This window comes from Rhodopila sp., from assembly GCF_965277165.1.
Taxonomy (GTDB): Bacteria; Pseudomonadota; Alphaproteobacteria; order Acetobacterales; family Acetobacteraceae; genus Rhodopila.
This window is the reverse complement of sequence record NZ_CBDICE010000006.1, coordinates 2,066,237-2,079,409: the sequence shown is the minus strand read 5'-3', so window position 1 is coordinate 2,079,409 and position 13,173 is coordinate 2,066,237. Positions and strand designations below refer to the sequence as shown.

Sequence of the window (13,173 nt, the reverse complement as noted above, 5' to 3'; positions counted from 1 at the left end):
GCGGCACCCTGCAAGTCTGAAGTCCGCAAAACGCCGCTTCAGCGACCCGCTGCAACCGCCCCCTGAGCCGCCAGCCACTCCAGAAACGCAGCACTGGCCGGATTCGCCGGACCCGCCTGCGGAACATAGGCAAAGTAGCTCCGCGCCGGCAGGCTCACCTCCGGAAACGGCGTCGTCAGCCGCCCCGACGCGAGCTCGTCGCTAACCAGCGCGGTCGGCCCCATCGCCACGCCCAGCCCATCGATCGCCGCCTGTATCGACAGATAGAAGTGATCGAGCGTCACGCTCGCCCCCGGCTGCAAGCCGCCATGCCCAGCCTCCGTCAGCCAGTCGCGCCACAGCCTCGGCATACTGGCGACGTGTAGCAGAGTTACCCGCTCCAGGTCCGCAACGCCGCCCAGCCCCTGCCGCCGGGCAACCGCGGGGCTGCACACCGGCAACCGTCGCTCGCTCACCACCGGATGCGAGACAAAGCCATGGAAACTATCCGGACCGCCGCGGATCACCACGTCGTAGTCCTCCGCCAAGCCATCGATCGGCGCGTTGGACGTGGTCAACCGAACCTCGATGCCGGGATGCTGCTCGCGGAACACCCCCAACCGAGGCAGCAGCCACCGCAGGCTGAACGTCGCCAGCGCGTTGACCCGAAGCACCCTCGCCGCCTGTTCACCGCGCCGCGCCCGGTGCCGGCGCGCCGCCGCTGAGATCCGATCCAGCGCCGGCCCGCACTCGGCCAGCAGCGCATCGCCATCCGTCGTCAGCGCCACCCCACGGTTCAGCCGCTGGAACAGCGCCGGCCCACCCAGCCACGCCTCCAGCAGGGCGACCTGGCGGCTAACCGCGCCATCCGTCACCGCCAGCTCCGCGGCGGCCTGCTTGAAGCTGCCATGGCGGGCAGCAGCTTCGAACGCGCGCACCGCATTCAGCGGCGGCAGCAACCGGCGATGTCCAGGGGAGGGGACCATCACGTGAGTTTTCCTGACCCGACACCGCAGAATAGATCATTTGTCCGCCGCACGAAAGATGGCGATCTCTCCCCCGCGTGAAATTCGCCCCCGCGGCGCCGCATCAGCCAAAGCGGCACAAGAAACAGGGATCGCCGATGCCCCGCCCCGCTATCCTCGAAACCGCCATCGCAAACCCGCCGGCGAAGGCGCGCGCCCGACGAACCCTCGCCCTCGCCAGCCTGGCGCACGCAACCCACGACGGCCTCACCGACATGATCTATGTGCTGCTGCCGGTCTGGCAGACCCAATTCGCGCTGGACTACGGCGCCCTGGCGGTCCTGCGCGCGCTCTACGTCGGCGCCCTGGCCGTACTCCAGGTCCCCGCCGGCCATCTCGCGCGCTATCTCAACGCCCGCACCGTCCTCGCCCTCGGCACGCTGCTGTGCGCCGCAGGCTACGCCCTGGCCGGCCTGTCCGGCAGCCTGGCCGGACTCTGCGCCGCCCTCGCAGTAGCCGGGGCCGGCGGAGCCACGCAACACCCGCTCGCCTCCGCCGCCGTCTCCAGCGCCTACAGCAATGCCGCGCGCGGCCCGCTCGGCACCTACAACTTCGCCGGCGACCTCGGCAAGGCAGCGATCCCGCCCGCCGTCTCCCTGCTGCTGACGGTCACCGACTGGCGCACCACGCTATGGGTCATCGCCGGCCTGGGCAGCGTCGTGGCCCTGCTGATCCGTTGGCTCATGCCCCCGGTCACCAATCCCCCCGCCGTTCGCCAGCCGACGCCCTCCGCCGCCACCGCCGGCAAGGGCGGCTTCGGACTGCTGCTCGCCATCGGCGTGCTCGACAGCGCCGCGCGCATGGGCTTCCTGCTGTTCCTGCCCTTCCTGCTCCAGGCCAAGGGCGCCCCGTTGACCACCATCGGCCTCGCTTTGTCCCTGGTCTTCATCGGCGGCGCCTGCGGCAAGGCCGCCTGCGGCTGGTTCGGAGCCCGCGCCGGCCTGCCCGCCACCGTCATCGCAACCGAGGTCGGCACCGCCGCCGCGATCCTGACCATCCTCGCCTTGCCGCTCGCCCCCACCCTGGCCGCACTGCCGCTGCTCGGTCTGCTGCTCAACGGCACCTCCTCGGTGCTCTACGGCACGGTGCCGGAGTTTGCCGCCAGCGCCAAGCTCCCACGCGCCAAACTCCCACGCGCCAAGTTCCCACGCGCCAAACTCCCACGCGCCAAGGTCGCGCACGCCAGTATTTCGCCCACCAGTGTCGCGGACGCCAGTGTCGAAAGGGCCAGTGTCCAAAAGGCCAGTGTCGCGCCCGCCAAGATCGAGCGCGCCAGTATCGAGCGCGCCTTCGCCCTGTTCTACACCGGCACGCTCGGCTCCAGCGCACTCGCCCCCGTGCTCTACGGTTGGGTCGGCGATGCCGCGGGACCCGCCTGGGCCACCACCACGGCAGCGGCGACAGCCCTCGCCGTCGTGCCGCTCGCGGTTCTCCTGTCGCCCCGATTGGCCTCAGTGGCCCGCGCCGACCATTCTTGATCCACCCGGCAAGACCAGCCCGAACCCAGACCAGCCCGAACCCAGACCAGCCCGCGCCGCTACGCCTTCAGCGGGATCACCGTCCCGGCATTGCCGGTGTCGTTGTCGGTGCCCGCCGTCAGCACCACCCCCGCCGCCACCTGATGTAACTGGATCGCCTGCCCATAAGGTTCGCTCAACCGGACACTGTCGACCACGCTCGCTCCTTTGAACAGCTGCAGCACGCCATTCAGCAACTCCGCGCTGTTCGCCTGCACCCCGGTAAACGTGACATGCCCCAGCGTCACCGGCGACGCCCCAAGTTCGATCGTTCCGGCGAACGCAATCGGCCGGTCGATGGTCAGGTCGGAATGGGCGTTGAGCGAACCCATCAGGAAGGTCAGGCCGCTGCCGACCGCTCCGTTGACCTCTATCGAACCAAGCACGTGATTGCCGCTGGGAATGGCGATGCTGCCCGACCCGGTCAGGTTGGCCGATATCAGCGTCGCGCCCACGAAGCTGTTGGATCCGACGAAATTCACCGTCCCGCCCGATATCGTCGTCGAGGCCGTCGCCAGATTGGCGTTCAGCGTCAGCGTGCTGCCCACCGCGGCGTTGATCCGCACCGTCGCGAAGAACTCATAGTCTGGCGAGTTGGCCGAATCCACGCTCAGCGTCGCCGCCCCGCTGGTGTTGATCACCGTGCTCGCCGCGGGCTGCGCCCCCGCCACCGAAACGATCGCCAGCGTGTCGCCGGCCAGCGCGTTCCCGGCAACGTTGATCGTCCCCGAACCGATCGACAGCACGTCCCCCGGCTCCGGCGCGACACCGGGCGACCAGTCGGCGGCGTTCGAGGCCTGGTTGTTGCCCCCGCCCACCCAGGTCAGCGAGGTCGGCACCCGCCCGCTGCCGTTGAACGGATTGAGCGGGGTTCCCGCGCTCCAGGCATCCGACGGCGCCACCTTGGAATACCACAGCCCGGCCGTGTTCTCCTGCCAGATCACCCCATTGACCAAAGCCATCTCGACCACGTTCGCCGTCGTCGGATCGACCACCCCGTCCACCGCAACCTGCCCGCCGCCACTGCTGGCCAGCGTCCAGGAATTGCCATTGGCATCGGTTAGCCCACCCGCCTCGCCAGGCACGATCCACGACCGATTGGCCGACACCCCGGGGATCGGCACCGGCGCCGCGCCGTTCGGCCACGCTACCCAGCCCGCCGCCGCCGAACTCTTGGAATACCAGTGATTGTCCGCGTTCTTCTGCCAAACCAGGCCGTTATTGTAGGCCAACTCATCGACCCGGCCGGTGGTCGGATCGGCCACCCCGTTCACCGCCACCTGCCCACCCGAGGTAATCGTCCAAACATTGTCGTCGGCATCGGTGACCGACCCCCCAACCCCGGCATAGAAATCGTCGTTCGGTGAAGCCACCCCCACCAGCGGACTGCTCGCCGTCCCATAGGTCGGGCCCCACGCATCGCTCGGCAACGCCTTCGACCACCACAGATCGGCGCTGTTCATCTGCCACACCCGGCCGTTCTCATAGGCCAGCGTCTGTACATGCCCGGTCGTCGGGTCCACCACCCCGTCGACCACAACCTGGCCCGCTGTATCGATGAACCATTGATTGCCGCTGGCATCGGTCAGAATGGTATTCGGCGTCATGATGATTGTATTGTTGGGCGACGCAGCCATGATTTTCCTCCCGCCTGGGCGCGAAATATTGCCTTTACTTCATCATCTGTCAATCCTTACTTAACCCAGATTAGCGGCCAGGACCTGTGATCCAGTTCACAGTTTAGTGGCCACACTGCAATAATCGCCCGCCCGCAGGACGAAATCGCCCGGCCACGACTTCATCGATGCCCACAACAGCGAACCACGGACCGCATCACCCCAAGGGCAATAAGACCGGCACCAAGACCGGCGCCCACACCGGCACCAACACTGGCGGCGGCGCTTCTCGCTACTCGACCGTAACGGATTTTGCCAGGTTGCGCGGCTGGTCCACATCGGTGCCCTTAAGCACCGCCACCTGATAGGCCAGCATCTGCACCGGAATCGCATATAGGATCGGCGCCACGAACGGATCGACCGCCGGCAGCACCACCGTTTCGGCCGCGATCCCACGCAGCTTCGCCGCCCCCGCCGCGTCACTGAACACGATCACCTGCCCACCGCGCGCCGCCGCCTCCTGCAAATTCGACGCGCACTTCTCGAACAGCGGCCCGGACGGCGCGATCGCGATCACCGGCACCGCCGGATCGATCAGCGCGATCGGCCCATGCTTCATCTCCCCGGCGGCATATCCCTCGGCATGGATATAGCTGATCTCCTTCAGCTTCAGCGCCCCCTCCAGAGCGATCGGAAAACAGTTGCCGCGCCCCAGGAACAGCACGTCGCGAGCCTTCGCAATCCGCACCGCCAGCGCCGCGATCGCGGCATCGTTCGCCAGCACCTCCGCCGCCCGCCCCGGCACCTCCAGCAGCGCCGCCGTCATCGCCGCCTCCTGCTCCGCGCTGATCGCCCCGCGCGCCCGCCCGGTCGCCAGCGCCAGGCACGCCAGCACCGAAAGCTGAGCGGTGAACGCTTTCGTGCTCGCCACCCCAACCTCAGGGCCGGCCACCGTCTCCAGCACCGCGTCGCTCTCCCGCGCCATGGTGCTTTCGGGCACGTTCAGGATCGATAGCACCCGCTGGCCCTGGGACCGCATGTAGCGCAGCGCCGCCAGCGTGTCCGCCGTCTCGCCGGACTGCGACACCAACAGCCCCAAGCCCCCCGCCGGCATCGGCGGCGTGCGATAGCGGAACTCGCTCGCCACGTCGCCATCGGCCGGAATCCTGGCCACCGCCTCGAACCACCAGCGCCCGACCAGCCCGGCATAGAATGCGCTGCCGCAAGCGCTCATGCTGATCCGCGTAACCGCCCCGAGGTCGATCCCCAGATCCGGCAGCGCCACCGCCCGGCTACCGGGGCTGACCATCTGGTGCAGCGTGTCGCCGATTACCGCCGGGTGCTCGTGCAGCTCCTTCTCCATGAAATGGCGGAAATTGCCCTTGCCGATCGAGGCCCCGGTCATCCGGGTCTCCTTGATCTCGCGCGCCACCTCAACGCCGTCGGCGCCGAAGAACCGCGCCCCACGCCGATCCACCACCGTCCAGTCGCCGTCCCGCAAGTAAGCGATCCGCCGGGTCAGCGGCGCCAGCGCCAGCGCGTCCGAACCCACGAACATCTCGTCCTCGCCGAACCCCACCGCCAGCGGCGCACCATGCTGAGCGCCCACGATCAGGTCGGGATGCCCGGCAAAGATCATCGCCAGCGCATAGGCCCCCTCCAGCCGCCGCAGCGCCGCCCCGGCCGCCTCGATCGGCGCCATGCCGCGCTGCAAATTCAGATCGACCAGTTGCGCCACCGTCTCGGTATCGGTCTCGGTGCTGAACACCTGCCCCTCGGCCTCCAGTTCGGCCCGCAACTCGGCATGGTTCTCGATGATGCCGTTATGCACCAGTGACACCAGCGCGGTGCCGTGCGGATGGGCGTTGCTCTCGGTCGGAGCGCCATGCGTCGCCCACCGCGTGTGGCCGATGCCGATCGAACCCGCCAGCGCCGTCCGATCCAGCGCCGCCGCCAGATTGCCCAACTTGCCCTCGGCGCGGCGGCGATCGATACGGCCGTTCACCAGCGTGGCGATACCGGCACTGTCGTAGCCGCGATATTCCAGCCGCCGCAGCGCATCCAGAATGATCGGCGCTGCCGAACGCACGCCGATGACGCCAACGATGCCGCACATTCAATTGCTTCCCTTCACCACCGCCGCCGGCGGAAAATCTCCCGCCTGTCCATCCAGCGCCCGCCGCTCCCCCACCTGTCCATCCCCCGTCGGTCGCTCCCCCGTCGGTCGCTCCCCCGCCTGTCCATCCACCGTCGGTCGCTCCCCCGCCGGTCGCTCCCCCGTCGGTCGCTCCCCCACCTGTCCATCCACCGCCGGTCGCTCCCCCGCCTGCCGCTCCTTCACCCGCCGCGCCGCCGCCCGCATCGCCGCCGCCCGCCCCGGCTTCTGCACCTGCCGCCCGCGCGCCAGCGCCAGCGCATCCGCCGCCACGTCCTCGGTGATCACGCTGCCCGCCGCCAGCACCGCCCCATCACCCACCGAAACCGGAGCCACCAGCGCCACGTCCGACCCCACGAACACGTTCGCCCCGATCGTCGTGCGATGCTTGTTGGTGCCGTCGTAATTGCAGGTGATCGTGCCGGCGCCGATATTGCTGCCGCTGCCCACCGTCGCATCCCCGATATAGCTCAGGTGGTGGGCCTTCACCCCCGACCCCAGCCGCGACGCCTTGATCTCGACGAAGTTGCCGACATGCACCTGCGGCTCCAGCATCGCCCCCGGCCGCAGCCGGGCAAACGGACCGATCACGCAGCCCGGGCCGATCCTGGCCCCCTCCAGATGGCTGAACGCCCGGATCAGCACCCCGCCGGCCACGCTTACCCCCGGCCCAAAGAACACGTTCGGCTCGATCGTTACATCCGCCGCCAATTCGGTGTCAGCCGACAGGAACACCGACCCCGGATCGACCATCGTCACCCCCGCCGCCATCGCCGCCCCGCGCAGCCAGCCCTGCAACACCGCCTCGGCCCCCGCCAGCTCGGCTCGCGAGTTGACCCCGGCAAGCTCCTCCGCCGCCGCTTCCACCGCCGCCACCCGATGACCCTCGGCCCGCGCCAGACCGACCACATCGGTCAAATAATATTCCCGCTTGGCATTGTCGCAGCCCACCGCGCCTAGCCAGCGCCGCATATCTCCGGCCCGCCCGCACAGCACGCCGGCGTTGCACAGCCCGAACGCGCGCTGTTCGGACGACGCATCGGCATATTCGACAATGCCCGAGACCAGCCCATCCGCATCGCTGATGACCCGCCCATAGCGCCCCGCGTCGTCGGGTCGAAACGCCAGCAGCGAAAGAGCCCCCGACGCCCGCCCGCCAGAGACTTCGCCCCCAGAGACGTCGCCCTCAGAGATTGCGCCCCCAGAGATTGCGCCCCCAGAGACGTCGCCCCCAGAGACTTCGCCCCCAGAGATTTCGCCCCTCGGCGCGTGGCCGTCCAGCAGCCGGCGCAACGTCGCCGTTCGGATCAGCGGATTGTCGGCATACAACACGGCCACCAGACCATCGCCGAAGTGTCCCGCCGCCTGTAGCGCCGCGTGCGCCGTGCCAAGGCGGTCCTGCTGCACCACGCAGACATGCGGTTCGGCCTCCCGTCGCACCGCATCCATGTCCGGCCCCAGCACCACAACGATCCGGTCGAACACACCCTCGCACGTCGCCAGCAGATGCCGCAGCATCGACCGCCCCGCCAGCCGGTGCAGCGTCTTCGGCATCGACGACCGCATCCTGGTGCCCAGCCCGGCGGCGAGAACGATGGCGGTTGCTTGCATGCGCGGGCCCTGCTTCGATAGATACGCGACCGCGCCGCGCACAGCTTCGCGCAGCCGAGCCGATCGTGCGGTCAAACAAACAGCCAGTATCCGATCACCGGCGCCAGACGACCACGATTCCCAGACGCCCAGCGTCCACGATTCCCAGACGCCCAGCGTCCACGATTCCCAGACGCCCAGCGTCCACGATTCCCAGACGCCCCGCGTCCACGATTCCCAGACGCCCCGCGTCCACGATTCCCAGACGCCCCGCGTCCACGATTCGCGGGGTGAACCAATATTCGAACCAAAACCGGCGTATCGCGCTTCCCTGATGCGCGATACTAGACAATCCTCAGCCTGCACACCGAGGCCGAAAATCGTCTAGCGGTAACGAAGCCGTAATGTCAATTGAACCGTTATGCTGTTGCTTCAATTCACGTATCGGAGTGCAACACAGTGCCGCGCACCCTGCTGCTGGACCTCGACGGCACCTTGGTCGATACCGTCCCCGACCTCGCCGCCGCACTCAACCGCCTGATGGCGGACCGCGGCTTGCCGGCGTTCAGCCATCCCCAGGTCGCCGCCATGGTCGGCGACGGCATCGTCGCGCTGGTCTCCAAAGCCTTCGCCGCCCATCACCGCCAGCCCGATCCTGCCGACCTCGACCAGTTCGCCGCCGACTACGCCGCCCACGCCGCCATCGACAGCAAACTCTTCCCCAACGTCCTGCCGGTGCTCAGCGGCCTCGCCGCCGACGGCTGGCAACTCGCGGTCTGTAGCAACAAACCCGAACGGGCGGCCCGCGCGCTGCTCGATGCCGTCGGGCTGCTGCCGCTGCTGTGCGCGGTCGGCGGCGGCGACAGCTTCGCCGCCCGCAAGCCCGATCCGGCCCACCTGCTCGCCACCCTGGCCCGCGCCGGCGCCAGCCCAGCCACCGCGCTGATGCTGGGCGATCACCGCAACGACGTCATCGCCGCCCGCGACGCCGGCCTGCGCAGCATCTTCGCGCTCTGGGGCTACGCCGCGCCCGGCATGGAGGCCGGCGCCACCGCCGTCGCCCGCGACATCGGGGAAGCCGCCGCCATCGCCCGCCGCCTGCTGCCCTGACCGCCGCCTGCCCTGACCGCCGCCGCGCCGGCCCTGAGGTCGGCGATCGGCGGAGGCACAATCGGGAACACCATCGGGTTGCCAGATCGTCGAACACCGTCCGACGCTCAAGTCCCGACGTTTCCACCTCGGAAACGCAAAACAGACCCGAGTCCCTCGGATTCCGTCACGTTCCCGTGAAACAGACCGTGCAACCGTCTGGTTCGTTCCTTATACCGCTCGATATACCAGCCGCCCAGGACCAGCAGCCGAGTACGGGAGAGACCGCACAGTGTCCGCGACCAACCATCTGACAGGCAAACCACCGACGCCGCCTGGCAACGACACCGCCCACCACACCGCCCCTGGCTGCGAATCGCTCTTCACCACCGCCGGCGGCCAGATGGCCGCCCTGATCGAAGCCACCGACTGGACCAACACCGGCGTCGGACCACGCCACACCTGGCCCCACAGTCTGACCACGGTGCTGCGCATGATGCTCGCCTCGCGCTACCAGATGTGGATGGCCTGGGGCCGCGACCTTACGTTCTTCTGCAACGACGCCTACACCCCCACGCTCGGCGACAAGCACCCCTGGGCGCTGGGCCAGCCGACCCGGCTGGTGTGGTCCGAGATCTGGCCCGATGTCGGCCCCCGCATCGCATCCGTCATCCGCACCGGCCAGGCCACCTGGGACGAAGCCCTGATGCTGTTCCTGCAACGCCGCGGCTATGCCGAGGAAACCTACCATACCTTCTCCTACAGCCCGCTGCCGGACGACGACGGCGGCATCGGCGGCATGCTCTGCGTGGTGATGGAGGAAACCCAGCGCGTGGTCGGCGAACGCCGCCTCGCCACCCTGCGCGACCTCGCCGGCGGCCTCGCCGGCGTGCGCTCCGAGGCCGACGTGCTCGCCGCCGTCGCCACCGCCCTGGCCCGCAACACCCGCGACCTGCCGTGCAGCCTGATCTACCTGCCCGACGGCGACAGCCCGGCCTTGCGCCGCCACCCCGGTACTCCCAGCCCGCCGGCCCCCAGCCCGCCGGCCCCCAGCATGCCGGCCCCCAGCATGCCGGCCCCCAGCCTGGACCCCAACGTGCCGACCGCCAGCATGGCCGCCCCCAACGCGCCGGCCCCCAGCCTGGCCGCCCCCGACCTGATCGACGGCCCCGCCGACCTGCCCTGGCCCGCCGCGGAACGCCCCATCGAACCCCCCGCCGACCACCCTGGCGACCGCCCTGCCAGGGACCTGCGCAACCTCGACGCCGTAGCCGGCGTCCCCACCGGAGCCTGGGACAAGCCGCCACGCCGGCTGCTGATCACCCAGATCCCGGCCCAAGGCCAGCAACCCGGATCGGGCGGCCTGTTCATCGCCGGCCTCAACCCGCACCGCCCGTTCGACGAGGCCTATGCCGACTTCATCGACCTCGTCGCCGCCCAGATCGCCGCTGGCCTCGCCGCCGCCCGGATCTACCAGGCCGAACGCCGCCGCGCCGAGGAACTGGCCGAGATCGACCGCGCCAAGACCGCCTTCTTCTCCAACGTCAGCCACGAATTCCGCACCCCGCTGACCCTGATGCTGGGCCCGCTGGAGGAAGCGATCACCGCCCTCGCCAAGCCCCACCCGCAAGCCACCCACCGGCTGTCGATGGTGCACCGCAACGGCCTGCGCCTGTTGCGCCTGGTCAACACCCTGCTGGAGTTCTCCCGCATCGAGGCCGGCCGCGTCCGCGCCCGCTTCCAGCCGATCGAACTCGGCGCCTACACCGAGGAACTCGCCAGCAACTTCCGCTCCGCCTGCGACCGCGCCGGCCTGCGCCTCGCCACCAACTGCCCGCGCCTCGACCGCCCGCTCTACGTCGACCCCGAGATGTGGGAGCGCATCGTGCTCAACCTGGTCTCCAACGCCTTCAAATACACTCTCTCCGGCGGCATCACCGTCAGCCTCGACATCGCCCCCGATGACGACCGCTGCGCCATCCTTAGCGTCACCGATACCGGCATCGGCATCCCCGCGGCTGAACTGCCGCACATCTTCGACCGCTTCCATCGCATCGAGGGCCAGCGCGGCCGCACCATGGAAGGCACCGGCATCGGCCTCGCTTTGGTCAACGAACTGGTCCGCCTGCACGGCGGCACCATCGGCGTGCAAAGCCGCATCGATACAGGAACGACAGTCTGGGCCCGCCTGCCGTTCGGCCGCGACCACCTGCCGCCCGACCGGGTCAGCGAAACCGCCCGCCTCACCCCTGAGGGCATCGCCGCGGCCAGCTTCGTCGAGGAAGCGCTGCGCTGGCTGCCCGAAGCCGATCCCCCCGACGCCGATGCCCCCAACGCCGAAACCCCCACCGCCGATGCCCCCGACGCCGATACCGCCCGCGCCGATGCCATCCGCGCCGACACCGCCGAAAACATGGAATCCTTCTCCATGCCGTCCGACCTCGGCGGCGAACCCGAGCACCGCGACCAGCCCCGCCGCCACATCCTGCTCGCCGACGACAACGCCGACATGCGCGACTACGTGGTCCGCCTGCTGCGCCCGCGCTATGACGTCGAAGCGGTGCGCGACGGCCAGCTTGCCCTCGCCGCCGCCCAGGCCCGCCGCCCCGACCTGATCCTGTCCGATGTGATGATGCCCCGGATGGACGGCTTCGGCCTGCTCGCCGGCATCCGCGCCGATCCCGCCCTGGCCGACCTGCCGGTCATCCTGCTGTCCGCCCGCGCCGGCGAGGAAGCCCGCGTCGAGGGCCTCGACGCCGGCGCCGATGATTACTTGGTCAAACCATTCACCGCTCGCGAACTGACCGCCCGCGTCCGTTCCAACCTCGAACTCGCCCGCCTGCGCCAGCAGGCTCGGGATACATTACTTGAAGCTAACGAAATGCTGGAGAGCCGGGTCGCCAGCGAAATCGGACGCCGCGCCAAGGTCGAGGAAGCCCTGCGCCAGTCCCAGAAAATGGAGGCGATCGGCCACCTCACCGGCGGCGTCGCTCATGACTTCAACAACCTGCTGACAGTGATCGGCGGCGGCGTCGAAACCCTCGCCCGCATGCTGACCAAGCTTCCGCTCGGCGACGATGAAGCGCGCATCCGCCGCGCCCTCGACATGATCGCCCAGGGCTCCCAGCGCGCCGCCACCCTGACCCATCGCCTGCTGGCCTTCGCCCGCCGCCAGACGCTGGACCCCAAGCCGCTCGATGCCAACAAGCTGGTCGCCGGCATGTCGGAACTGCTGCGCCGCACCCTGGGCGAGGCGGTGGCGATGGAAACCGTGCTCGCCGGCGGCCTGTGGCGCACCGCCGCCGACGCCAACCAATTGGAAAACGCATTGCTGAACCTCGCGGTCAACGCCCGCGACGCCATGTCCCAAGGCGGCAAGCTCACCATCGAGACCGCCAACACCCACCTCGATGACGCCTACACCGCCGCCCATGACGATGTCAGCCCCGGCCAATACGTCATGATCGCGGTCAGCGACACCGGCGGCGGCATGGACGCCGATACCCTGGACCGGGTGTTCGAACCGTTCTTCACCACCAAGGACGTCGGTCATGGCACCGGCCTCGGCCTCAGCCAGGTCTGGGGCTTCATCAAGCAGTCCAGCGGCCACGTGAAGCTCTACAGCGAGCCGGGGCAGGGCACCGCCGTCAAACTCTACTTGCCGCGCCTGCTGGCAGACACTCCGGAAGCCGAATCCCGCCCCGAACCCGACAAGCCACCCCCGGGGCGCGGCGAAACCATCCTGGTGGTAGAGGACGAACCCTCGGTGCGCGAGCACTCCGCCGCCTCGCTGCGCGAACTCGGATATCATGTCCTGGTGGTGGGCGATGCCCATCAGGCCTTGCGCGTGCTGACCCAGGATCCCGCCATCGCGGTCCTGTTCACCGATATCGGCCTGCCCGGCGGCATCACCGGGCGCCAGTTGGCCGACACCGCCCGACAGCGTCGCCCCGGCCTGAAGGTGGTCTACACCACCGGTTACGCCCGCAACGCCATCGTCCACGGCGAGGTGCTGGAACCCGCCACCGAACTGTTGCCGAAACCGTTCAGCTACGCCGCCCTGGCCAGCAAGATCCGCGCCGTGCTCGACCGGTAGCATGATCGCGACATGGCCGTGTCGCAGCGGCCTGCCGCCCACGCCATCCGAGCGCTCACGCAACGCCTAACAGGCTGCTGAAAAACCGCTTGCCCCGACGCGGGCG

Annotated in this window: 6 protein-coding genes and 1 pseudogene; 3 read left to right on the top strand and 4 right to left on the bottom strand. The window is 69.2% G+C overall.

Annotated features, from left to right (window positions below; translation table 11 throughout):
* Window positions 1-38: 38 nt before the first annotated feature.
* A complete protein-coding gene (locus ACQY4Y_RS21720) occupies window positions 39-965 on the bottom strand; it encodes a LysR substrate-binding domain-containing protein (protein ID WP_428493693.1) in 927 nt (308 codons plus the stop codon).
* Between the two features lie 137 nt (window positions 966-1,102).
* Here ACQY4Y_RS21720 and ACQY4Y_RS21715 point away from each other — a divergent pair, with 137 nt between their 5' ends.
* Window positions 1,103-2,482: an MFS transporter gene (locus ACQY4Y_RS21715; protein ID WP_428492652.1), complete on the top strand. Its 1,380-nt coding sequence runs from the start codon at window positions 1,103-1,105 to the stop codon at window positions 2,480-2,482.
* A 59-nt stretch (window positions 2,483-2,541) separates the two neighbouring features.
* Here the strand turns inward: ACQY4Y_RS21715 and ACQY4Y_RS21710 are convergent, their stop codons facing one another.
* The 3 genes and pseudogenes from ACQY4Y_RS21710 to ACQY4Y_RS21700 form a co-directional block, all read right to left on the bottom strand.
* Window positions 2,542-4,158 carry a hypothetical protein gene (locus ACQY4Y_RS21710; RefSeq protein ID WP_428492651.1) on the bottom strand — a complete coding sequence of 539 codons (1,617 nt, stop codon included), beginning with the start codon at window positions 4,156-4,158 and terminating at the stop codon, window positions 2,542-2,544.
* A 271-nt stretch (window positions 4,159-4,429) separates the two neighbouring features.
* A complete protein-coding gene (gene glmS / locus ACQY4Y_RS21705; RefSeq protein ID WP_428492650.1) occupies window positions 4,430-6,253 on the bottom strand; it encodes a glutamine--fructose-6-phosphate transaminase (isomerizing) in 1,824 nt (607 codons plus the stop codon).
* A gap of 240 nt (window positions 6,254-6,493) precedes the next feature.
* Window positions 6,494-7,903, bottom strand: a pseudogene (locus ACQY4Y_RS21700) (NTP transferase domain-containing protein); the annotation flags it as partial.
* A 438-nt stretch (window positions 7,904-8,341) separates the two neighbouring features.
* Between ACQY4Y_RS21700 and ACQY4Y_RS21695 the strand changes: the two are divergent.
* Complete coding sequence (locus ACQY4Y_RS21695; RefSeq protein WP_428492649.1) at window positions 8,342-8,992, top strand: HAD-IA family hydrolase; 651 nt, start codon at window positions 8,342-8,344, stop codon at window positions 8,990-8,992.
* 271 nt (window positions 8,993-9,263) lie between these two features.
* Entirely contained in the window at window positions 9,264-13,067 is a 3,804-nt protein-coding gene (locus ACQY4Y_RS21690) for an ATP-binding protein (protein ID WP_428492648.1), read from the top strand.
* Window positions 13,068-13,173: the final 106 nt, after the last annotated feature.